The sequence below is a fragment of the Microbacterium testaceum genome (genome assembly GCF_001476285.1).
GTDB classification, from domain to species: Bacteria; Actinomycetota; Actinomycetes; order Actinomycetales; family Microbacteriaceae; genus Microbacterium; species Microbacterium testaceum_B.
This window is the reverse complement of record NZ_LDRU01000002.1, coordinates 1-20,190: the sequence shown is the minus strand read 5'-3', so window position 1 is coordinate 20,190 and position 20,190 is coordinate 1. Positions and strand designations below refer to the sequence as shown.

The window sequence follows — 20,190 nt, the reverse complement described above, 5'->3', positions numbered from 1 at the left end:
CGCGGGGGGCCCGCCTTGCGAACGCGTGGCCGGGCGGTTCTCATCTCAGGATGCCGAGCGAGCGGGCCGCCGACACGGCAGCCGTGCGCGAGGTGACGCCGAGCTTCGAGAACACGTGCGCGAGATGGGACTTCACGGTGGCGTCGGTGATGTGCAGGCGGGCCGCGACCTCGGCGTTCGAGGCGCCGCGCGCCACGAGCCGCAGCACCTCGATCTCGCGCGCCGAGAGGCTGATGCGGGGCTCGCGCAGGCGAGCCATGAGGCGGCCCGCGATCGCCGGGGCGAGGGCGCTGTGGCCCGCGGCGGCGGCGCGGACGCCCGCGAGCAGTTCGTGCGGCGGCGCGTCCTTGAGGAGGTAGCCGCTCGCGCCGGCCTCGACGGCACCGAGGATGTCGCCGTCGGTGTCGTAGTTGGTGAGGATCAGGACGTACGGCGGCGCGGCGAGCTCGCGGACGCGTCTCGTCGCCTCGGCCCCGGCGGCGCGATCGCCGAACTGCAGGTCCATCAGGACGAGCTCGGGCGAGAGGCGGCCGGCGAGGTCGACCGCCTCGTCGGGCGTCGCCGCCTCCCCGACAACGTCGATGTCGGATTCGGCATCGAGCAGTGCGCGCACGCCCGCACGGACGACGGGGTGATCGTCGGCGATCACGACGCGGATCATCGGGTTCCCCTTCTCGGCAACGTGACGGCGACGGTCGTTCCTCTCGCGGGTGCGCTCGTCACCTCGATCGTGCCGTCGAGCTGGTCGACGCGCTCGCGCATCGCGCGAAGGCCGAAGGAGTCGGTTCCCCCGTCCTGCGCCGCGTCCGAGGCCGGGTCGAAGCCGCGACCGTCGTCGGACACCGTCAGACGGACCGCGCCTTCCGAGGTGCTGAGGCTCACGCGCACGTGCGTCGCGGAGGCGTGCTGAGCGACGTTGGCGAGGGCTCCCTGCGCGATGCGTAGAAGAGCCGTCTGGGCATCCATCGGCAGGATCACCTCGTCGGGGACGTCGACGTCGACCGCGACCCCCGCGTGCTCTCCCCACCCGCGCGCGAGGCGCTCCAGCGCGGGTCCGAGACCGTGCGTGAGGCTGGGCGGCGCGAGTTCGCGGATGAACCGCCGCGTCTCGGCGAGACCGTCCGCGGCGGTCTGTCGTGCGAGACGGATGTGGTCGATGCCGGGGCCGGTGGCATCCGCCCGCTCCGCCGCGTACAGCAGCATCTGGATGCTCGACAGCCCCTGGGCGACCGTGTCGTGGATCTCGCGCGCGAGGCGCCCGCGCTCGGCGAGCGTGCCCTGTTCGCGTTCCGCGGCGGCCAGGCGATCGCGCGTCGCGAGCAACTCGGCCATCAGCTCTTCGCGTTCGGCGGCTCGACGCTCGAGGGCCGCGTATCCGAGTCCGATCAGCAGGGCGACGCCGGCACCCACGACGGGGCCGACCACTCCGCCCACGGTGAGGCCGCCGTGCAGCGCGAAGGCGGCGATGGTGAGCGCCGTGGTCGCCACCACCGCGAGCGGTCCGGCCGCGCCCGGCAGCACGTGCAGGTAGAGGAAGAAGAGGGGGAAGACGAGGTACGCCGCCTCGGGCACCAGCCACACCAGCGCTGCCCACACCACCGTGAGGGCGAGCACCCAGATCACCCCCGCCGCGGAGCGTCCGCCGCGCGCGATCCAGGCACCCGCGCCGTAGATCGCGCCGAGCACCACGGCGAGGACGATCGGCGTCGCGCCCGCGCCCGTGAGCACGACGCGCACGACGACGAGCGCCAGCAGGCCCGCGAAGAGCGCGTGCAGCCCGATGCGCAGGCCCGCGAACACCGGGGCGAGGGGTCGATGAGACATGTCGCGATCCAGGCTACGGATGCCGAGCCCCCGGCGGATCATCCGAAAGGTGGAACGAGAGTTCGCCCGGGACGGCGATGACCCGGCGGCATCCGGTGACGAGGGTGGAAGGACGTCGACGAGACCCGTCGGCCGGAAGGAGGCGGCGTGTACGTCGCATGGCGCGATCTGCGCTTCGCTCGCGGGCGATTCGCCCTCATCGGGGCGGTCGTCGCCCTCATCACCCTGCTCGTCGGATTCCTCTCCGGCCTCACCGGTGGCCTCGCCGCCCAGAACGTCTCGGCGGTGCTCGCGCTCCCCGCCGATCGGCTCGTGCTGCAGCCGGCGGGCGACGCCGCGGCGACGTTCGCCGACTCCTCGATCGGTCAGGACACCGTCGACGCGTGGCGCGAGGCCGCGGGCGTCGACGCCGTGACCCCCGTCGGCATCGCGCAGACGCGGGCCGAGGGACCCGGAGCCTCCACCGCGGTGGCCCTGTTCGGCCTCGACACCGGCACGACGTTCGCCGCTCCCCGCCACGACGACGAGATCGACCTGTCGACGGGAGCGGCGAAGAACCTCGGCGCCGCGGTCGGAGACGAGGTCACGATCGCGGGTTCCTCCTATCGGGTCACGGCGATCGGGGGCGACGACTGGTACAGCCACACGCCGGTTGTCACGCTCACGTCGACCGCGTGGGCAGCCCTCGACCAGCGTCTGGGCGGAACGGGAGAGCCGACCGTGCTCGCGGTCTCGGGCTCACCCGCGTGGGACACGGTCGCCGCCGACACCGGCACCACGGCATCCTCTCCCCTGTCGAGCCTCACCGCCCTATCGACGTTCCGCTCCGAGATCGGCTCGCTCGCGCTGATGATCGCGATGCTCTTCGGCGTCTCGGCGCTCGTCGTCGGCGCGTTCTTCACCGTGTGGACCATGCAGCGCTCGGCCGACATCGCCGTGCTCAAGGCCCTCGGGGGGAGCACTCCCTCCCTCGTTCGCGACGCTCTCGGTCAGGCCCTGGTGGTCCTCGCGGTCGGGGTGGGGGTCGGCATCGGCCTCACGGCACTGCTCGGCACGCTGGCCGGCGGGGCTCTGCCCTTCGTCCTGAGCCCCCTGACGACCCTCGCCCCCGCCGCGATCATGATCGCGCTCGGCCTGCTCGGCGCGGCCGTCTCGCTGCGCACCGTCACCTCGTCCGACCCCCTCACCGCACTCGGGAGCACTCGATGATCCTTCTCGACGACGTCACCCTCACCTACCCCGACGGAGACACCCGCGTCACCGCCGTCGATCGCGCCACGGTCGAAGGCCGGCCGGGAGTGGTCACCGGCATCACCGGCCCCTCGGGTTCGGGCAAGTCGAGCCTGCTGGCGCTCGCGGCGACCCTGATCCGCCCGGACTCCGGCCGGGTGATCGTCGACGGGGTGGACGCCACCGGTCTGAGTGCGGCGGAACGAACGGCGCTGCGACGAGAGCGGATCGGTATCGTCTTCCAGCAGCCTCAGCTGCTTCCCTCGCTCACCGCGCGCGAGCAGTTGCGCGTGATGGCGGAGCTCGGCGGGCGAGGGCGCGGTGAACGTCGCACCGCTGTGCGGTCCCGGGTGGACGAGCTCCTGGATGCCGTCGGCCTCGGCGGGTTCGGCGATCGCCGCCCCGCGCAGCTGTCGGGCGGTCAGCGACAGCGTGTGGCGATCGCCCGCGCTCTCGTGCACGAGCCGCGCGTGCTGCTGGTGGACGAGCCCACGAGCGCCCTGGACAGCGCACGCGGTGCGGAGATCATGGCGCTGCTGTCACGCCTGACGCGAGAGAGGGAGACGGCCACGCTGCTCGTCACGCACGATCTCGTGCACCGCGACGCGCTCGACGAGACGGTCGAGGTCGTCGACGGACGCGCGGCCCTCGTCACCACCCGTACGCGTTGAACCACTCGCGACGGCGGTCGGCCTCGCCGCGGGACTCGTCTCCCCGCCACGAGTCGTGGGGCTCGATCAGGCCGTCGCCGTCGCGGTCGACGAAGGCCCAGCAGACCGGGCAGACGGCGCGGCCTCCGGGAAAGCCGTCCGCGAGGAGGGGTGCGGGATCGGCCGGTGTTCCCGCCGCGGGGCAGGCGGGTGGGTCGGCCTGCAGGTCGCTCCACAGGAGTCGTCCCCCCGTGCGATGGTGGAGGCCGCGATGGCCGTCTTCACGCGTGCAGATCTCCCCGTTCCTCCGGCTCAGGCAGAGCCTGCGTGCGGCGCCCGGGAGCGCGGCCAGCGTTCGCGTCATCCTTCGATTCTCGACGCTGCGCGCGGGTCTGGCGCAGCGGCGGCAGGTGCGGAATCCGCACGGGGCGATGGGGACCGGTGGGGAAGGGGTCGGCGGTCATCGCTGACCACCACCGGTGCGACGAGAGAACATGTCGACCTCCTGATGTCTCGACCATCCGTCGGCGAGCTCGGAATTCCGAGGGGGTTGACAGGCCGGAAGTCGGTGCTAGGTATACCCCATGGGGGTATCATCGACGCATGCACGGATACGTGGGCCACAAGGACGACCTGCTGAAGCGTCTGCGTCGCGCGGAGGGCCAGGTGCGCGGCATCGCGCGCATGGTCGATGACGACCAGTACTGCATCGACATCCTGACCCAGGTCTCCGCCGTAACGAAGGCGCTCGAGACCGTCGCCCTCTCCCTCCTCGACGATCACCTGTCGCACTGCGTGGCCGAGGCGGCGGCACAGGGCGGTCCCGTCGCCGAAGAGAAGCTCAAGGAAGCCAACCAGGCGATCGCCCGCCTGGTCCGTTCGTGAAGGAGACCCCCATGGCCACGCAGCGCATCGAACTCGGACTGACCGCCTCGACGCCCTCCGGCGGAGGATGCGGCGACGGTTGCGGGTGCGGCCACACCACCGCGGCTGCCACCCCCACCCCCTCGGTGAGCGAGGGCCTCTACGACAGCGAGCTCCGCGTCGAAGGCATGACGTGCGCGCACTGCGTCCGCGCGGTGACCGAAGAGCTGGACGCTCTCGACGGTGTCGAGGTCGCGGGCATCGACCTGAACGTCGGGGGTGTGTCCATCGTCCGCATCCGGTCGAACGGCACCGCCGGCGACGACGAGCTGGCGGCGGCGATCGACGAAGCCGGTTACGCGCTCGTGCGCTGACCGCTCACGCGGAGCGACGCAGGACCGCGTCGACGGCGGCGTGGAACGTCAGGTGCTGCGCGACCTCGACCGCGCGGTCGTAGCGCGTTCCGCCGAGCGCCACGAAGACCGAGCCGACGACCTCCACGTAACCGACGATGTACCCGTCGCGCGCGACCTCGTAGAGGTCCATGTCGATGCGCGTCCAGGGGATCTCGACCGGGGCCACGGGTGCCGACGACGGGGCCGCCGTAGCGGCGACGACGCGACCCGGGCGGCTGAGCGGTGCTTCCATGACCATGTGTGACTCCTTCGGTCGTCCGGGTGTGCTCTCACCCTGCTCTCCGAGGTTCTGATCCGCGCCGCCCTTGACGAAACCCCTACGCGCGGCTAACTACTCTCACAGCACAGCCCGCGCCGGGCGGCCCCGTCGGGGACGTTCGTCCGAGATCGCGAGTCCGGTCGCCCCGGCCGCGAGCACCTCCACCTCGTCCAGCCAGCGCAGTTCAGCCTCGAGACGAGCGCGCCGGGCCGCGGCGACGATCGCCGTGCCAGTGGCATCCGTTCCGTCGTTCCGAGTCGCCTCATCCGCGAGGGCGGCCCGCACGCCGGCGCGCTGCGCGGCCAGGATGCCGGAGACGTCGACGCCCGGAAGGGTGACCGCCAGCGCGATTCGCAGGGCCACCTCGTCGCGGCCGTCGGCCACGGTCGCCGCACTCAGCCACGCGCGCGCTTCCGCGCGACCCGCCGGCGTGACGCTCCAAAGGATCCGCCCGTCGTCGTCGACTCCGCGGTTGTCGACCAGGCCGTCGCGCTCGAGCCGCTCGAGCGTCGTGTAGACCTGACCGACGTTCACCGCCGCCCCGGTACGACGGGTGTACTCGGCGCGCAGCTGGGAGCCGTAACAGGCGCCCTGATCGAGGATCGCTAGCAGGCTCTGACGCACCGACATGGACTCTCCGAACACGCTCGAGAAATAACTTTCCGAGTATATGGTTCGATGCCGAATCAACCCGGAATGGCGCCGTGCGGCGCGGCGTAGCATGTGGTCTGACCACATAGCACAGCTTGATCGGAGGCTCCTCGTGGAGTGGCTCGACCCCCTCGCTCTCGCCCGCTGGCAGTTCGGGTTGACGACCCTGTACCACTTCCTCTTCGTGCCTCTGACGCTGGGAATGTCGCTCGTCGTCGCGATCTTCCAGACCGTCTGGTACCGCACCGGAGACGTGAAGTGGCTGCACCTCACCCGGTTCTTCGGGAAGATCTTCCTCATCAACTTCGCCATGGGCGTCGTCACCGGCATCGTCCAGGAGTTCCAGTTCGGCATGAACTGGTCGGCGTACTCTCGCTTCGTCGGCGATGTCTTCGGCGCACCGCTCGCTTTCGAGGGACTCCTCGCCTTCTTCCTCGAGGCCACCTTCATCGGGCTGTGGATCTTCGGCTGGGACAAGCTCCCCCGCCTCGCGCACCTCGCGAGCATCTGGATGGCGACCCTCGGAGCGACGTTCTCGGCGTACTTCATCATCGCCGCCAACGCGTTCATGCAGAACCCGGTCGGCTATCAGATGGCCGCCGACGGCCACCGCGCCGAACTCGTCGACTTCTGGGCGATGCTCACCAACCCGGTGGCGCTCGCGGCCTTCCCGCACACCATCTTCTCGGGCTGGATGTTCGCGGCGATGATCGTGGCCTCGATCTCAGCCTGGCACCTCGCTCGCGGTCGCAACGTCGAGATGATGCGCACGACCCTCCGCTTCGGCCTGTGGTCGGCGATCGTGTCCTTCGTGCTCGTGGCTGTCGCCGGTGACCAGCTGAGCCTGGTGATGGTGGCGACCCAGCCGATGAAGATGGCCGCGGCGGAGGCGACGTTCAACACCGTCTGCGGACAGGATGCCTCGTTCTCGATCTTCACGCTCGGCACCCCCGACGGCACAAGCGAGCTGTTCTCGATTCGCGTGCCCTTCCTCCTCAGCATCCTGTCGACGCACTCCCTCGACGGCTGCGTCGAAGGCATCAACGACCTGAACACGCTGTACAGCCAGCAGATGTTCCCGCAGTTCGCCGACCAGGTGGATGGGAACTTCGCCCCCGTGCTGTGGGTCACGTACTGGGCCTTCCGCTGGATGATCGCGCTCGGCGGCCTCACCGCCCTCATCAGCGCGGTCGGCCTGTGGGTCACGCGCAAGAAGGCGACCCGCCCCGTGAAGCAGTGGATGTGGCGCGTCGCGATCTGGGCCGCTCCCCTGCCGATGATCGCGAGCCTCGTCGGGTGGGTCTTCACCGAAATGGGCCGCCAGCCGTGGATCGTCTTCGGCCTCATGCTCACGCAGGACGGCGTCTCCCCCAGCGTCCCGGGTTGGAGCGTGCTCGTCTCGCTCGTCGCCTTCACCCTCACCTACGCGAGCCTCGCGGTGGTCGAGTTCGGGCTCATCAAGAAGTACGCGCAGAAGGGACCGGACCCGCTGCCGGATCCGAACGCGCCGCGGGAGCCGGACACCGTCGAGAACACCCCGACAACCGTCTACTAGGAGCACAGTCATGGACCTCGCATACCTCTGGTTCTGGATCGTCGGATTCCTCTTCATCGGCTACTTCGTGCTCGACGGGTTCGACTTCGGCGTCGGGATGTCGCTGCCGTTCCTCGGCAAGGACGACATCGCCCGCCGGCAGATCATCAACACCATCGGCCCCGTGTGGGACCTCAACGAGACGTGGGTCATCGTCGCGGGAGCGGCCCTGTTCGCCTCGTTCCCCGAGTGGTACGCCACGCTCTTCAGCGGCTTCTACCTGCCGCTCCTGCTGATCCTGCTGGCGCTCATCGCCCGGGGCGTCTCGTTCGAGTACCGCCACCAGCGGGACTCGGCGAAGTGGAAGCGCGGGTTCGACCGCATGATCGTCATCGGCTCCGCCGTCCCCGCCTTCCTCTGGGGGGTCGCGTTCGCCAACATCGTGCAGGGCGTGCCGCTGGATGCCGATCACGAGTACGTCGGCACCCTGTTCACGCTGCTCAACCCCTACGGCATCCTGGGTGGCCTGGTGACCCTGCTGCTCTTCTTCACCCACGGCGTGTACTTCGTGGCGCTGAAGACGGACGGGCAGGTGCGGACGGATGCGCGGAAGCTCGCCCGGACCTCGGGCCTCGCGACAATCGTCGCCGCCGCACTGTTCCTGGTCTGGACGATCGTCCAGGCGGCGAGCAATCAGGCACCTCTCCTGCTGGGGGTCGTCGCCCTCTCGGGCATCGCTGCGCTCGCCCTGATCGGATCGTGGGTGGCCAACCTCCGCGACCGCGAGGGCACCGCCTTCACGCTCGGCGCGATCACGATCGTCACGGCGGTGGCGGCCCTGTTCTTCGCGCTCTTCCCGAACGTGATGCCCTCGACGCTCGAGGCGGGCTCGGGTCTGACGATCGAGAACGCGTCCAGCACCGACTACACGCTGACGATCATGAGCTGGGCGGCGCTCATCTTCCTGCCGCTGGTGCTCGCGTATCAGGGATGGACGTACTGGGTTTTCCGCAAGCGCGTCACCCGCGCCCGCATCGAGAAGGCCGCCCTCGTCGCGCACTGACGCCGGTCGCCCCGCTCTCCCGCACCACCCCCGGGGAGAGCGGGGCGACCCGTCTGGAAGGATCGTTGTCGTGAGCGACGTGGGAGCAGAGAAGGTGCGTCCCGTAGACCCGCGGCTCGTGCGATACGCCACGGCCGCCCGCGGGTTCCTCGTCATCACCGCCGCCATCGTGCTGGCGCAGACCGGCGTGATCGTCGGTTTCGCGTGGGCGGTGACCTCAGCGCTCGTCGGCGCGATCGGCGGGCGACCGCCGGCGGAACTGTGGGGGTACGTGGGGGTGGCGGCATCCCTGGTCCTCCTGCGCGGGTTCCTGATCGTCGCGTCGGAGCGCGTGTCGGCGCGCGGAGCGGCGGTCGCCTCCCTGCAGCTGCGCGAGAAGCTCGTCGCCGCGGTCGCCCGGCTCGGCCCCCGGTGGCTGGCCGGGCGCAACACCGCGTCGCTCGCGACCACCGCGGGGCACGGACTCGAGGCGCTCGACGCCTACTTCGGGCGTTATCTTCCTCAGCTCGTCGCGACCGCGATCACGATGCCGATCCTCATCGGCACGATCGCCCTGGCCGATCCGCTCTCCGGCCTCATCGTGGTCCTCACGATCCCGCTCATCCCGATCTTCATGGTGCTGATCGGACTGGCGACGCGCGCCGTGCAGCAGAAGCAGTACCGCACGCTCGGAAGGCTCGCCGCCCGCTTCGCCGACACGGTCGAGGGCCTCGGCACGCTCAAGGCATTCGGTCGGCAGCATCGCGCGGCCGACACGATCGAGACCGTCACGCGCGACTACAAGCGCGAGACGATGACGGTGCTGCGCGTGTCGTTCCTCTCCGGCTTCGCGCTCGAGTTCTTGGCATCCATCTCCGTCGCGATCATCGCCGTGACGATCGGCTTCCGGCTCCTCGCGGGCGACCTCTCGCTGCTGGTGGGGCTGTTCGTGCTGCTGCTCGCGCCCGAGGCCTACCTTCCCCTGCGCCAGGTCGGCGTGCAGTTCCACGCGGCGTCGGAGGGGGTCGCGGCAACGGGCGAGATCTTCGACGCCCTCGATGCCGCCCGGAAGACCTCCGACCCGGATGCCGAGACCCCCGCGACCGGGTCGACCGTGGCGCTGCACGAGGTGCGCGTGCATCGCGGAGTGCACCGGATGCCGACGGCGTCGCTGTCGGTGGGACCGGGTGAGATCGTGCTCATGACCGGCCCGAGCGGCGTCGGAAAGTCGTCGCTGATCGCCGCTCTGCTCGGATACGCCGAGCACGACGGCGAGGTGCGTGTCGACGGCGTGGCCGTGCCCCACGCGCGCGCCGCCGTCGCGTGGGCGGGGCAACGGCCCGGACTCGTCTCGGGAACGGTCGGCGAGAACGTCGCGCTCGGGTCGACCCTCGATCCCGTCGCCGTAGCGCGAGCGCTGGACGACGCGGGCGCCGCCGACATCGACCCCGCGACCCCGCTCGGCGCGGGAGGGTCGGGCCTCTCGGGCGGGCAGGCGCAGCGGGTCGCCGTGGCGCGAGCGCTGTATCGCGCCCGTGTCGCGAGAGCTCCCGTGCTCGTGCTCGACGAACCCTCGAGCGCCCTGGATGCCGCGACCGAAGCGCACCTGTGGGCGACCCTGCGTCGCGAGGCCGACGCCGGCCGCGGGGTGCTGCTGGTGTCGCACCGCCCGTCCGCGCGGTCGATCGCGGATCGCGTGATCGGGCTCCACCCCGCGGGTGAATTGCCGGAGATCGTCGCCACAGCCGACCTCGAAGCGTCGAATCGCGGCAACTCACTGCGCAGCGAAGGGGTGCAGGAGTGAACGCCCGGGTGCGCGGCATCCTGAGCTCGGCGATGCCCTCGCGTCGTCGGTTCGCGCCCGCGGTGCTGTCGGGCTTCGGCACCGCGCTGAGCGCGGTGGCGCTGCTCGCGGCGAGCGCGTGGCTCATCGCGCGGGCGGCGGAGCAGCCGCTCGTGATGTACCTATCGGCCGCCGTCGTCGGGGTGCGCGCGTTCGCGCTGTCGCGCGGGGTGTTCCGCTACCTCGAGCGGCTGACGAGCCACGATGCGGCCCTGCATCAGCTGGCGGGCGTGCGCGCCGATCTCGTGCGCGAGCTGGTGCCCCTGGCGCCGGACGGGCTCGGGCGCGCGCACCGCGGAGGACTCCTGTCGAGCGTCGTCGACGACGTCGAGGAGCTGCAGAACCTTCCGCTGCGGGTCGTCCTGCCCCTGTCGGCCGCCGCCCTGACCTCTCTCGCCGCGGTCCTCTTCACGGCGTTCATCTCATGGCCGGCCGCGCTCGTGCTGCTCGCCTGCCTCGTCGTGGCCTTCGGGGTCGCCGTGGCCGTCGGGTGGGCGGCGGGCTCCCGCGCGGAGCGCTCGGTGGCGCCGCTTCGCACCGCCGTCGCCGACGCGGTGCACGACCTCCTGACGAACCTCGACGTGCTGACCGCCTACGGGGCTCTGGATGCCGCGCGCGAGCGCGTCCGCTCCGCCGACGCCGCTCTGCGCCGGGCGCTGGTCCGCCGGGGCGTGGCGCAGGGGCTCACCTCCGGTACGGTCTCGGTGCTCGCCGGCGCCGCCTCGCTGCTCGCCCTCGCGGTCGCGGCCCCGGGCGTCACCGGCGGGACCCTCTCGGGGCCGGGGCTCGCGGTCGTCGTGCTGCTGCCGATGGCCGTGTTCGAGGTGTTCGGACCGGTTCCTCTCGCCCTCGCGTCCTGGCGGCAGGTGCGGGCTGCGGCCGAGCGGATCGCCGAAGCGGTGCCCGAGACCATCCCCGACGGCCTGCCGCAGACGGAGCCCGCGGCCACCGGCACCGGCCCCGCACTGGGCGAGGGTCTCGTGCTCCGCGGGGTGGCGGCGCACTGGCCGGCCCGCAGCGACTCCGACGGCGACGCCGGGCGGCTCGACGACGTCGACCTGCGCGTGGGCCCCGGGGAGCGTGTCCTCGTCTCGGGCCCGAGCGGCGCGGGCAAGACGACGCTCGCCCACGTTCTCGTGCGCTTCCTCGACTACGCGGGGTCGTACACCGTGGGCGGCATCGAGGCGCGCGACCTCTCCGGCGACGACCTGCGCCGGACGGTCGGGCTGATCGAGCAGGCGCCGTTCCTGTTCGACGAGTCGGTGCGCCAGAACCTGGTCTTCGCTCGCGACACGGCGAGCGACGCCGACCTGTGGGCCGTCCTCGCACGCGTGGGGCTCGACGGCTGGGTCCGCGAGCGCGGCGGCCTCGACACCCGCGTCGGCGACCGGGGCGTCCTCGTCTCGGGCGGGCAGGCGCAACGACTGGCTCTGGCACGGGCGCTCCTGCGCGGGTTCCCGGTGCTCGTGCTCGACGAGCCGACCGCGGGCGTGGACCCCGCGGCATCCGAGGCCCTGCTGCACGACCTTCTCGGCGCGGTCGATCGCGACCGTGCCGTGCTGCTCGTGTCGCACGTCGAGGTGCCCGCCGGACTGGTGGACCGCGAGGTGCGGATTGAGGACGGGCGGGTCGTCTCCGGCTGACCCGTCCGCCCGGGCGCTGATCACGTCCCGTCGCCGCGCCGTAGGCCCAGCCGGCGGGCTGAGTGTCCAGAACACCCGGAAACCTCGCAAAAGTTTCCGGGTGTTTTGGACACTCAGTGGGAGTCCCGTGCGGCACGGACTCGGCGTCCGGGTGCCGTGGACGCCCACCGACGGCGCAGCCCCTCCGCGACGCGTCAGGCGGTGAGCTTGCGCTGCCACACGCCGAACCGGTTGCCGGCCGGATCGGCGAGGTGGGCGAAGAGGATCGTCCCGTTGTCGACGAGCGGCCGCACCGTCTCGGCGCCCTGCTCGATCGCCGTCTGCAGCGTCGCGCGGATGTCGGCGACCTCGACGTAGAACACCGCCCACGCTTCACCGCCGATCTGCGACGTGTCCCAGAGCCCGCCGGCGTTCTCGTTCACGGCGGCGTAGCCGCCGGGGTTGGCGGCCGCGAACCGCCAGCCGAACAGCTGCCCGTAGAAGGCGCGAGCGGCCTCCGGGTCGGGAGTGCCGATCTCGAAGTAGTTCACGGTGTTCGTGTCGCTCATGGGTGTGACCTCTCTCTCGTCTCAGGCGGCTCGTCCGCCCTCTGCATCGAGAGTGCGACCTGCCACAGTGAGAGGGTCAAGCGATCGGCACGTTGACCTCGGTGACCCACTTCGCGGGGTCGCTCTCGCGCCCGGGCCCCACGACGTAGACGTTGAAGAGGGCACCCGCCCGCGCGAACCCGTGTTCGGCGATCCAGGTGCCGAGGATCTCGGTCGCGCGCCCGATGGTGTCGAAGTCTCCCCTGTGGGTGGTCCAGGCGACGCGCTGCGCGGGGAGTTCAGCGATGTCGAACCCGTCCCGCGGCGAAAACGGCCCGCTGTAGTCGCGCCAGATCGCCATCTCGACGTCGTCGTCGCGGAACTCCTCGTCGAAGTAGGTGGCGCCGACCAGCTCACCGAAGCGCGCCGGGTCAGCGCCGTCCGGGCGGGCGATCAGGTCGCGAAGGTCGGCCCAGAGCTCACCCTCCGCCGGATAGCAGGCCACCGTGCGCCGCAGCCGAAGCGTCCGCACGGCGGGGAAGACCCGCTCACCGACCACGGCCGACGACGTGTCGAGCGCGTCGGCCAACGACAGCGTCAGACGCTGCTGAGCGTGAAGCTCGGCGGCCGCGGTCTCGAGCGAGGCCGCGTGCTGAGCGAGGCGCGCCCGCAGCACGTGGGGGGTGGCGAAGAGCGGGAGGAGCTCCGCGATGAGCGAGATGCCGCAACCGGCGTCGCGCAGGGTGCGGATGCGGCCCGCCACGCGCAGCTGATCGGGCGTGTACCGCCGGTACGACGTGAATGCGTCGACCGATGCGGGCGTGAGGAGTCCGCGCTCGTCGTAGTGGCGCAGCATCCGCACACTGATGCCGACGTATCGCGAGAACTCGCCGATGCTCAGCAGGCGCGCACCCGCTGCTCGGGTGACGGTCGATTCGCTCATAGGCCGATTGTCGCCCACGGGTCCGACATCGCCACTGCGAGCCGTGGCCACGCCGGGCGCGCTCCCACCGGCGGGCGCTCCGCGCGATATCGGCGAGGCGCGAGCGTCAGGATGCCGCGACGAACCGCACCCGATCGGGCGCCACGCTCACGCGCACGGCGTCTCCCGCACCGAGCCCCGCGGCCTCACCCGGCGCCACCTCGGCAGCCCCGCGGTCGGTGACGACGCGCACGCCCGACGGCGTCGGCTCGAGGTGCGACACGATCGCGGGGAATCCTTCTCCCAGCCGCAGGTCGGACGCGCGAACCGGGACCCGCCGGAGCCGTCACGTCAAGAGTAAGAGCAGCGACACGCTACTGCCCACGACGCCGCCCACGACCCCGACGATCCACGCCGCGGGGCGCGGGCGCCCCCCCGGGCCGAAGAACCATCATGAGCAGACTCGCCGTCAGTGCACCGCCGCACACCCAGAGCCACGTCGCCAGGACCTCGGTCAGGGCGAAGATCTTGCGCGCCGCACCCGGACCCCGCGACTCGTACCGCACGCATCTCACGAGTCCGAGCCGGTCGAGCCGACGCATCATCCGGTGGAGGTCTGCGCGTCGGGCTGCATGGCGCCGCGCGACATCTCGCGCACGCTCTCCTGCACGTCACCGACCCACTGCGGCCGGCTGCTCAGGGCGAGCATCGCGAACACAGCCAAGCTGGCTTTGACATGCCCGTCCGCCCACGTCTTGCACGCGTACTCGACGAGACGGTGCTCCTCAGAGGTCAGCATCCGCAAACCCGTTGCGCGCAACCGAGGCGAACGCGTGGACGAGGAGCCCCACGCTCCACAGGCCGATCATCCACCCGAGCCCACCCCCGCGCGCACCCGCCCAGTCCGCCACGAAGGCATGCAGAGAGGTGGAGCCCGCGACGATCACATAACTCACGACATGGAAGACGAAGAAGGCGTAGGGCGCACGCGTCAGCGGCTTCCGCAGGATGACAGCCGCGACGGCGATCGTCACCGCCGCGAGCGCCAGCACGATCAGCGCCGCGAGATCGATGCCCCTCGCCCCGGCGGCCACGATATGGAACCCCGCCATCACCACGCTAAGGACAAGGCCGTAGATCAGGAAAGCGCGCACGCGTGGAGTTGCCGTAGCCATCACTATGCCCCCTCACAGCGGTGTGCGCCGTCATCCGTCGAACAGGGACAGCCAACCAGGAAGGCATGTATGCATGCCACCTGACGGTGTGTTTTACATGCGGCGGGTGAGTGCCGCCGCATGCGTGCGTCACCCGCGCCACGACCGGTGTCGAGCCCCGGGGTAAGGGTCCTGCCGTCGATCGCCGCCCCGACAGGGCGCACAGAGTCAGGGTGCCGCGACGAACCGCACCCGATCGGGCGCCACGCTCACCCGCACGGCGTCTCCCGCACCGAGCCCCGCGGCCTCACCCGGCGCCACCTCGGCAGCCCCGCGGTCGGTGACGACGCGCACGCCCGACGGCGTCGGCTCGAGGTGCGACACGATCGCGGGGAATCCTTCTCCCAGCCGCAGGTCGGACGCGCGGAAGACGGCAGCCAGCGCGACCCCGTCGCTCCCGACGAGAGCGCGAGAGGCGGCATCCGTCGACTCCAGGCGCATTCCGGCCCCCTCCCAACCGCCCGCGCGCGCCACACCGACGAGCCGTTCGAGCCCCGCGATCTTCGCGGCGACCTCGGTCGTCGGGGCGGACAGCACCTCGCGCACCGACCCTTCCTGGGTCACCCGTCCTCGCTCGACGATCACGAGTCGGTCGGCCAGCGCGGCCGCGTCGACCGCATCGTGGGTGACGGCGACGGACGTGACCCCGGCGAGGCACTCGCGAAGCATCGCGCGGATCTCCGACGCGGTCACGGCATCCAGGGCCACCAGCGGCTCGTCGAGCAACACGACCCGGGGCTCCGCGGCGAGCGCACGGGCCACCGCGACGCGCTGCTGCTCACCGCCCGAGAGCTGTGCATGACGGCGATCCCCCGCACCGGGGAGTCCCACTCGCGCCAGCCATTCGTCGGCCGACGAACGGGCGAGGGATGCTGGGACCCCGGCCGCCCGCGGACCAAAGGCGACGTTCTCGCGGGCGCTCAGGTGCGGGAAGAGGCGCGCGTCCTGCCCGAGCAGCACGATCCCGCGGTGCATCGGGGCGGTGCGCACGCGCGGAGCGCGGTCGAGGACTCGTCCGTCGAGCACGATCTCTCCCCCGTCGAGCGGGACGAGTCCGGCGAGGGCTCCGAGGAGCGTCGACTTGCCGGCGCCGCTGCGACCCATGACCGCGACGGTGTCGCCGGGCGCGACGTCGAGGGCGATGTCGACGGCGAAGTCTCGACGGCGCACCACGACGTGGGCGCGGAGGGCTGCGGCATCCGGGATCAAGGGGACCGCCGGATCGGCGGGTTCGCGCCCGCTCATCGACCCACCCCCGGCCGCCACCCGCGCACGAGCAGCAGCACCGCGACGGCCGTGACGAGCAGCAGGAGCGACAGGGCGACGGCGGTTCCCTGCGAGACGCCGGCGCCGTTGAATGCGGTGTAGATCGCGAGCGGCATGGTCTGCGTCACGCCGGGACGGTTGCCGGCGAACAGGGCGGTCGCCCCGAACTCCCCGATCGCGCGCGCGAAGCACAGCACGACCCCGGCGACGATCCCGGGCGCGGCGAGGGGCAGCGTCACTCGCCGAAGGATGGTCGCGCGCGATGCGCCGAGCGACGCAGCCGTGCGCTCGAACTCGACCCCCGTACTGCGCAGCGCGCCCTCGACCGCGAGCACGAGGAACGGCAGCGCGACGAACACCTGCGCGAGCACGACCGCGGGGGTGGTGAACGGCAGCCCGAGCGCGCCGAACCAGCCGTTGCGGCCGAAGAGGTAGAGGAGCGCGACACCGCCGACCATCGGCGGCAGGACGAGCGGCACGGTCACGAGTGCCCGCAGCAGAGCGGCGGTCCGCGCGGGACTCCGGGCGATCACCAGCGCGAGAGGGATGCCCACGACCGCGCACACCAGCGTGGCAATGGCCCCCGTCGACAGCGACAGGCCGAGCGCCGACAGCGCGGCATCCGACGTCACATCGCCGACAAGAGTGCCCCACTCGACCCGTGCGATCAGCGCGGTCAGCGGCACGAGGAGGAAGAGCAGGCCCGCGACGGCCGGCAGGATCAGCCAGCGGGGGACGTATCCCACAGCCCTCACGGTGCGCGGAACCCGGCGTCGGCGAGGATGCGCTGGCCGTCGTCCGACAGCACGAAGGCGACGAAGGCGGCCGCCGCCTCGGGATTCGGCGCATCGGTCAGGGCCGCGATGGGGTACCGGTTCACCACCTTGTCGGCCCCCTCGGGCACGATCGCCTCGATGTCGGCGCGCCCGACGACGTCGGTGGCGTAGACGAGTCCGGCGTCGGCCTCGCCGGCGGCAACCTTCGTCAACACGGCCGTGACGTTCTGCTCCGCGCTCGCGGGGCTCACCGTCACCCCGGCGTTCGACAGCAGCGTCTGGGATGCCGCACCGCAGGGAACCTCCGGGGCGCACAGGACCGTCGTCACGCGCGAAAGGTCTTCGAGCGTCTCGACGCCGCCGGGGTTGCCGGCGGGCACCGCGATGACGAGGGTGTTGGCCGCGAAGATCTGCGGGGCGGGCGCCTGCGCGGCGACCTTCGACATGTTCTTCTCGTCGGCCGAGGCGAACACGTCAGCCGGCGCCCCCTCGCCGATCTGGGTGGCGAGCGTGCTCGATCCGTCGTACACGGGCGACACGGTGACACCGGGGTGCGCGGCCTCGAACGCCGTCGCGATCTCGTCGAAGGAGCGCTGCAGAGACGCCGCCGCGTAGACCTCGAGCGTCCCGCCCAGCTGATCCCCGGATGCCGCGGGCTGAGGCGGCGGGCTGGCGCACGCGGCGAGCAGGGCGGCGACGGCGAGGACACCGGCGAGACGGAGGGGGCGGCGCATGGGAGTTCCTTTCCCGGCGCCACGCGCCTCGACATGAATCCGCATTTGCGGATATTCAGGTCGAATATATCCGCTCTCCGCCCGCTCGGGCCGCTGATGCCCGATCCCTCGTGGCGCGACCGCGGTCACCAGCGGGCCAAACTCCTGAGAAACCATCAGGAAGGGGTACCCACCACGCCCCACAGCGCGGCGCGACGGCGAAAGTCAGGAGTTTCGCTCGCATCGAGTCCGAGCCGATCAGCCGCGCGGCGCCTCCACCGTCACGACCGTCGCCTTCACCGACGCCACCGCGAGCGAGCCCGGCTCGAGCGCGAGCTCCTCGGCCGCTTCCGCCGACATGAGCGACACCACCCGGTGCGGCCCGCACTGCAGGTCGACCTGCGCCATCACGCCGTCGATGCGCACGCGCGTGACGATGCCGACGAAGCGGTTGCGCGCGCTCGAGGCGATCCCGGTGGGGTCGTCGGGCTCGTCGGCGAGCGCGACCGCCCGCTCGGCGAGGGCCGCGCCCGGGATCTCCACCGGCGACGCCCCCGTCGTCGGCAGCACGCCCTGGTCGATCCAGCGCCGCACGGTGTCGTCGCTGACTCCGAGCAGGCGCGCCGCGGTGGCGATACGGAAGGCGTTCGGCATGCGACGACCGTATCGCGCGGTTCTCGAGCGACGCCCTCACCCCCTTCCCGCTGACCTAGGCTCGACCCATGGATGCCGAGCACGCGAGCGCGACGCGTGGTCCGGTCGCCGTCCCCTTCGGCGCGACCGTGACCGCGAACGGCGCGGCGAGCGGGCTCGGCGCGGTCCGCACGACCGGCGGGGTCCGCCCCGCGACGGCAAATCCTGAGCGCCCCGCGCACGAACCTGTCGCCGGCGCTCCGCGGAGCGGCGGTCTCCTCGACCGTTTCGGCCGGGTCGCGACCGACCTGCGCGTCTCGGTGATCGACAAGTGCAACCTCCGCTGCACGTACTGCATGCCGGCCGACGGGATGCCGTGGCTCCCGCAGTCGCAGCTGATGAGCGCCGACGAGATCCGGCGCATCGTCCGCGTCGCTGTGCACTCCCTGGGCGCGGAAGAACTGCGGATCACCGGCGGCGAGCCCCTCGTGCGCAAGGATCTCGAGCACATCATCGCCGGCATCCGTGCCGACAATCCCGACCTGCCGATCTCGCTGACGACGAACGCTGTCGGCCTCGACCGCCGCGCCCAGCCCCTGAAGGACGCGGGCCTCAACCGGATCAACGTCTCGCTCGACACCCTCCACCCCGAAACGTTCGCCGAGCTCACGCGCCGCCCACACCTGGACAAGGTGCTCTCGGGACTTCAGGCCGCGCGCGCCGCGGGCCTCGGCCCCATCAAGATCAACGCGGTGCTCCTCCGGGGCGTCAACGACACCGAGGTCGTCCCCCTGGTCGACTGGGCGGTGTCGAACGGCTTCGAGATGCGCTTCATCGAGGACATGCCCCTCGACGGCGACCGGTCGTGGAGCGCGACCAACGTCATCCCGGCCCGCGACATCCGCGCCGCGATCGAGGAGGCCTTCACCCTCACCGCCGACCCCCGCGGCCGGGGCGCAGCCCCCGCCGAACGCTGGGAGGTGCGCCGCCTCGGCGAGACCGCCCTCGCCGGGCACGTCGGCATCATCTCGTCGGTCACCGAACCGTTCTGCTCCGCCTGTTCGCGCACGCGCGTCACCGCCGACGGCCGGATCCGGTCGTGTCTGTTCTCGCACGAAGAGACCGACCTGCTCACGGCCCTCCGCGACGGCGCCGACGACGAGGGTCTCGCGCAGATCTGGCGGGATGCCATGTGGCTCAAGCCCCGCGCCCACGGCTCCGATCGCGTGGGGCTCGCGCGTGCCGACTTCGTCCAGCCCGAGCGCACGATGAGCGCGATCGGCGGATGAGTCCGCTCGTCGAGCCGGTGGCATCCCTCGCCCCCGAAGAACTCATCCGCACGGCTCGTCACGCCGTGCTCGCCGGGATCGGTGAGGAGGGGCAGCGGCGGATCGCGGCCGCGCGCATCGCGGTGATCGGAGCCGGCGGCCTCGGGTCTCCGGTGCTGCTCGCCCTCGCGGCGGCGGGCGTCGGTGAGCTCGTGATCATCGACGACGACACGGTCGAACGCACCAACCTGCAGCGCCAGCTCGCTCACCGGGTCGACGACATCGGCACGGCGAAGACGACCTCCGCCGCCCGGGCCGTCCAGGCCCTCTCGCCGCTCACCGTCGTCCATGAACGCACGGTACGCCTGACCTCCGACAACGCCCGCGAGCTGCTCGACGGCGCCCACCTCGTGATCGACGGCAGCGACACCTTCGACACGCGCGAGGCGGTCGCCGCCGCGGCCGAGGCCCTCGGCGTCCCCCTCGTCTGGGGAGCCGTCCAGGAGTGGGCCGCCCAGGTGACCGTGTTCTGGTCGGCCCCGCCCGAGGGGCACGCACCCGTCGTGCTCGGTGACCTGTTTCCGCCCGGATCGGCGGGCGAACCGCCGACGTGCGCTCAGGTCGGCGTGCTCGGCTCGCTCTGCGTGCAGGTGGGTGGACTCCTCGCGACCGAGGCGATCAAGCTCGTCACCGGCGCCGGCGAACCGTTGCTCGGGCGCGTGGTCGTCATCGACGCGCTGCGCGCCCGCCACGACGTCATCCCCCTGAGTCCCGCGAGGCGCCCGTGAGCGCCCCCTCCCCCTCCCCCGGTGAGTTGCGCGAAATGCACGCGGCGGCGCACTCGCCCCGGACGAACGGCGCACCTCAGCGCCATCCGCTGGCGGCAGGCAACGCATCCGACGCCGCATCGGTTCG

The 20,190-nt window shown here is 71.7% G+C and carries 24 protein-coding genes; 10 read left to right on the top strand and 14 right to left on the bottom strand.

The window, feature by feature from the left end; all coding sequences use genetic code 11:
- Positions 1–40: 40 nt before the first annotated feature.
- The gene (locus tag NS283_RS00770; RefSeq protein ID WP_058594975.1) at positions 41–661 is read right to left on the bottom strand and encodes a response regulator; all 621 of its coding nucleotides are present in this window, start codon (positions 659–661) and stop codon (positions 41–43) included.
- A complete protein-coding gene (locus tag NS283_RS00765; RefSeq protein WP_058594974.1) occupies positions 658–1,824 on the bottom strand; it encodes a sensor histidine kinase in 1,167 nt (388 codons plus the stop codon). Before NS283_RS00765 ends, NS283_RS00770 begins: the two co-directional genes overlap by 4 nt.
- 147 nt (positions 1,825–1,971) lie before the next feature.
- On the opposite strand from NS283_RS00765, the gene NS283_RS00760 reads away from it, so the two are divergent.
- Complete coding sequence (locus NS283_RS00760) at positions 1,972–3,033, top strand: ABC transporter permease (protein WP_058594973.1); 1,062 nt, start codon at positions 1,972–1,974, stop codon at positions 3,031–3,033.
- The gene (locus NS283_RS00755) at positions 3,030–3,725 is read left to right on the top strand and encodes an ABC transporter ATP-binding protein (RefSeq protein ID WP_058594972.1); all 696 of its coding nucleotides are present in this window, start codon (positions 3,030–3,032) and stop codon (positions 3,723–3,725) included. The genes NS283_RS00760 and NS283_RS00755 overlap by 4 nt, the downstream gene beginning before the upstream one ends.
- Here NS283_RS00755 and NS283_RS00750 read toward each other — a convergent pair.
- Positions 3,706–4,068 carry a hypothetical protein gene (locus NS283_RS00750; protein ID WP_241490555.1) on the bottom strand — a complete coding sequence of 121 codons (363 nt, stop codon included), beginning with the start codon at positions 4,066–4,068 and terminating at the stop codon, positions 3,706–3,708. The two genes, NS283_RS00755 and NS283_RS00750, sit on opposite strands and share 20 nt — an antisense overlap.
- 239 nt (positions 4,069–4,307) lie before the next feature.
- On the opposite strand from NS283_RS00750, the gene NS283_RS00745 reads away from it, so the two are divergent.
- Both NS283_RS00745 and NS283_RS00740 read left to right on the top strand, forming a co-directional pair.
- Positions 4,308–4,589: a metal-sensitive transcriptional regulator gene (locus tag NS283_RS00745; RefSeq protein ID WP_058594971.1), complete on the top strand. Its 282-nt coding sequence runs from the start codon at positions 4,308–4,310 to the stop codon at positions 4,587–4,589.
- A gap of 11 nt (positions 4,590–4,600) precedes the next feature.
- Positions 4,601–4,942, top strand: coding sequence for a heavy-metal-associated domain-containing protein (locus NS283_RS00740; protein WP_081317179.1), 342 nt, complete (start codon positions 4,601–4,603; stop codon positions 4,940–4,942).
- Between the two features lie 4 nt (positions 4,943–4,946).
- Here NS283_RS00740 and NS283_RS00735 read toward each other — a convergent pair whose 3' ends face one another.
- The gene (locus NS283_RS00735) at positions 4,947–5,222 is read right to left on the bottom strand and encodes a hypothetical protein (RefSeq protein ID WP_058594970.1); all 276 of its coding nucleotides are present in this window, start codon (positions 5,220–5,222) and stop codon (positions 4,947–4,949) included.
- Positions 5,223–5,321: 99 nt separating this feature from the next.
- Positions 5,322–5,873: a PadR family transcriptional regulator gene (locus NS283_RS00730; protein ID WP_058594969.1), complete on the bottom strand. Its 552-nt coding sequence runs from the start codon at positions 5,871–5,873 to the stop codon at positions 5,322–5,324.
- Between the two features lie 133 nt (positions 5,874–6,006).
- On the opposite strand from NS283_RS00730, the gene NS283_RS00725 reads away from it, so the two are divergent.
- The 4 genes from NS283_RS00725 to cydC all read left to right on the top strand — a co-directional run bounded on the left by NS283_RS00725 (position 6,007) and on the right by cydC (position 11,956).
- Positions 6,007–7,449, top strand: a complete 1,443-nt coding sequence (locus NS283_RS00725) for a cytochrome ubiquinol oxidase subunit I (protein ID WP_058594968.1) — start codon at positions 6,007–6,009, stop codon at positions 7,447–7,449.
- A gap of 10 nt (positions 7,450–7,459) precedes the next feature.
- Positions 7,460–8,491, top strand: coding sequence for a cytochrome d ubiquinol oxidase subunit II (cydB, locus tag NS283_RS00720; protein ID WP_058594967.1), 1,032 nt, complete (start codon positions 7,460–7,462; stop codon positions 8,489–8,491).
- A 70-nt stretch (positions 8,492–8,561) separates the two neighbouring features.
- The gene (gene cydD, locus NS283_RS00715) at positions 8,562–10,274 is read left to right on the top strand and encodes a thiol reductant ABC exporter subunit CydD (RefSeq protein ID WP_241492163.1); all 1,713 of its coding nucleotides are present in this window, start codon (positions 8,562–8,564) and stop codon (positions 10,272–10,274) included.
- A complete protein-coding gene (gene cydC / locus NS283_RS00710) occupies positions 10,271–11,956 on the top strand; it encodes a thiol reductant ABC exporter subunit CydC (protein ID WP_275934950.1) in 1,686 nt (561 codons plus the stop codon). The genes cydD and cydC overlap by 4 nt, the downstream gene beginning before the upstream one ends.
- Positions 11,957–12,150: 194 nt before the next feature.
- Here the strand turns inward: cydC and NS283_RS00705 are convergent, their stop codons facing one another.
- The 9 genes from NS283_RS00705 to NS283_RS00670 all read right to left on the bottom strand — a co-directional run bounded on the left by NS283_RS00705 (position 12,151) and on the right by NS283_RS00670 (position 18,028).
- The gene (locus NS283_RS00705) at positions 12,151–12,504 is read right to left on the bottom strand and encodes a VOC family protein (RefSeq protein ID WP_058594966.1); all 354 of its coding nucleotides are present in this window, start codon (positions 12,502–12,504) and stop codon (positions 12,151–12,153) included.
- A 76-nt stretch (positions 12,505–12,580) separates the two neighbouring features.
- A complete protein-coding gene (locus NS283_RS00700; RefSeq protein ID WP_058594965.1) occupies positions 12,581–13,426 on the bottom strand; it encodes a MerR family transcriptional regulator in 846 nt (281 codons plus the stop codon).
- 106 nt (positions 13,427–13,532) lie between these two features.
- Positions 13,533–13,688: a hypothetical protein gene (locus NS283_RS18510; RefSeq protein ID WP_193752605.1), complete on the bottom strand. Its 156-nt coding sequence runs from the start codon at positions 13,686–13,688 to the stop codon at positions 13,533–13,535.
- A gap of 318 nt (positions 13,689–14,006) precedes the next feature.
- Positions 14,007–14,204, bottom strand: coding sequence for a hypothetical protein (locus NS283_RS18505; RefSeq protein WP_153003237.1), 198 nt, complete (start codon positions 14,202–14,204; stop codon positions 14,007–14,009).
- A complete protein-coding gene (locus tag NS283_RS00690; protein ID WP_058594963.1) occupies positions 14,191–14,559 on the bottom strand; it encodes a hypothetical protein in 369 nt (122 codons plus the stop codon). The genes NS283_RS18505 and NS283_RS00690 overlap by 14 nt, the downstream gene beginning before the upstream one ends.
- A 228-nt stretch (positions 14,560–14,787) precedes the next feature.
- Positions 14,788–15,864, bottom strand: a complete 1,077-nt coding sequence (locus NS283_RS00685; RefSeq protein ID WP_058594996.1) for a sulfate/molybdate ABC transporter ATP-binding protein — start codon at positions 15,862–15,864, stop codon at positions 14,788–14,790.
- On the bottom strand, positions 15,861–16,640 hold the full coding sequence (gene modB / locus NS283_RS00680) for a molybdate ABC transporter permease subunit (RefSeq protein WP_058594962.1): 780 nt from the start codon (positions 16,638–16,640) through the stop codon (positions 15,861–15,863). The genes NS283_RS00685 and modB overlap by 4 nt, the downstream gene beginning before the upstream one ends.
- Positions 16,637–17,395, bottom strand: a complete 759-nt coding sequence (modA, locus tag NS283_RS00675) for a molybdate ABC transporter substrate-binding protein (RefSeq protein ID WP_058594961.1) — start codon at positions 17,393–17,395, stop codon at positions 16,637–16,639. The genes modB and modA overlap by 4 nt, the downstream gene beginning before the upstream one ends.
- A 237-nt stretch (positions 17,396–17,632) precedes the next feature.
- Complete coding sequence (locus NS283_RS00670; RefSeq protein ID WP_058594960.1) at positions 17,633–18,028, bottom strand: TOBE domain-containing protein; 396 nt, start codon at positions 18,026–18,028, stop codon at positions 17,633–17,635.
- 68 nt (positions 18,029–18,096) lie between these two features.
- Here NS283_RS00670 and moaA point away from each other — a divergent pair, with 68 nt between their 5' ends.
- Entirely contained in the window at positions 18,097–19,296 is a 1,200-nt protein-coding gene (gene moaA, locus NS283_RS00665) for a GTP 3',8-cyclase MoaA (protein ID WP_058594959.1), read from the top strand.
- Complete coding sequence (locus NS283_RS00660; RefSeq protein WP_058594958.1) at positions 19,293–20,063, top strand: HesA/MoeB/ThiF family protein; 771 nt, start codon at positions 19,293–19,295, stop codon at positions 20,061–20,063. Before moaA ends, NS283_RS00660 begins: the two co-directional genes overlap by 4 nt.
- Positions 20,064–20,190 lie beyond the last annotated feature (127 nt).

Excerpts from the sequence above, each read along its gene's own strand:
- NS283_RS00750 (WP_241490555.1), bottom strand. The coding sequence starts at position 4,068 with ATGACGCGAACGCTGGCCGCGCTCCCGGGCGCCGCACGCAGGCTCTGC.
- modA (WP_058594961.1), bottom strand. The coding sequence starts at position 17,395 with ATGCGCCGCCCCCTCCGTCTCGCCGGTGTCCTCGCCGTCGCCGCCCTG.
- NS283_RS00755 (WP_058594972.1), top strand. The coding sequence starts at position 3,030 with ATGATCCTTCTCGACGACGTCACCCTCACCTACCCCGACGGAGACACC.
- NS283_RS00660 (WP_058594958.1), top strand. The coding sequence starts at position 19,293 with ATGAGTCCGCTCGTCGAGCCGGTGGCATCCCTCGCCCCCGAAGAACTC.
- NS283_RS00700 (WP_058594965.1), bottom strand. The coding sequence starts at position 13,426 with ATGAGCGAATCGACCGTCACCCGAGCAGCGGGTGCGCGCCTGCTGAGC.
- NS283_RS00735 (WP_058594970.1), bottom strand. The coding sequence starts at position 5,222 with ATGGTCATGGAAGCACCGCTCAGCCGCCCGGGTCGCGTCGTCGCCGCT.
- NS283_RS00730 (WP_058594969.1), bottom strand. The coding sequence starts at position 5,873 with ATGTCGGTGCGTCAGAGCCTGCTAGCGATCCTCGATCAGGGCGCCTGT.
- NS283_RS00740 (WP_081317179.1), top strand. The coding sequence starts at position 4,601 with ATGGCCACGCAGCGCATCGAACTCGGACTGACCGCCTCGACGCCCTCC.
- cydB (WP_058594967.1), top strand. The coding sequence starts at position 7,460 with ATGGACCTCGCATACCTCTGGTTCTGGATCGTCGGATTCCTCTTCATC.
- NS283_RS00705 (WP_058594966.1), bottom strand. The coding sequence starts at position 12,504 with ATGAGCGACACGAACACCGTGAACTACTTCGAGATCGGCACTCCCGAC.
- moaA (WP_058594959.1), top strand. The coding sequence starts at position 18,097 with ATGGATGCCGAGCACGCGAGCGCGACGCGTGGTCCGGTCGCCGTCCCC.
- NS283_RS00685 (WP_058594996.1), bottom strand. The coding sequence starts at position 15,864 with ATGAGCGGGCGCGAACCCGCCGATCCGGCGGTCCCCTTGATCCCGGAT.
- NS283_RS00670 (WP_058594960.1), bottom strand. The coding sequence starts at position 18,028 with ATGCCGAACGCCTTCCGTATCGCCACCGCGGCGCGCCTGCTCGGAGTC.
- NS283_RS00770 (WP_058594975.1), bottom strand. The coding sequence starts at position 661 with ATGATCCGCGTCGTGATCGCCGACGATCACCCCGTCGTCCGTGCGGGC.
- NS283_RS18505 (WP_153003237.1), bottom strand. The coding sequence starts at position 14,204 with ATGCTGACCTCTGAGGAGCACCGTCTCGTCGAGTACGCGTGCAAGACG.
- NS283_RS00765 (WP_058594974.1), bottom strand. The coding sequence starts at position 1,824 with ATGTCTCATCGACCCCTCGCCCCGGTGTTCGCGGGCCTGCGCATCGGG.
- NS283_RS00745 (WP_058594971.1), top strand. The coding sequence starts at position 4,308 with ATGCACGGATACGTGGGCCACAAGGACGACCTGCTGAAGCGTCTGCGT.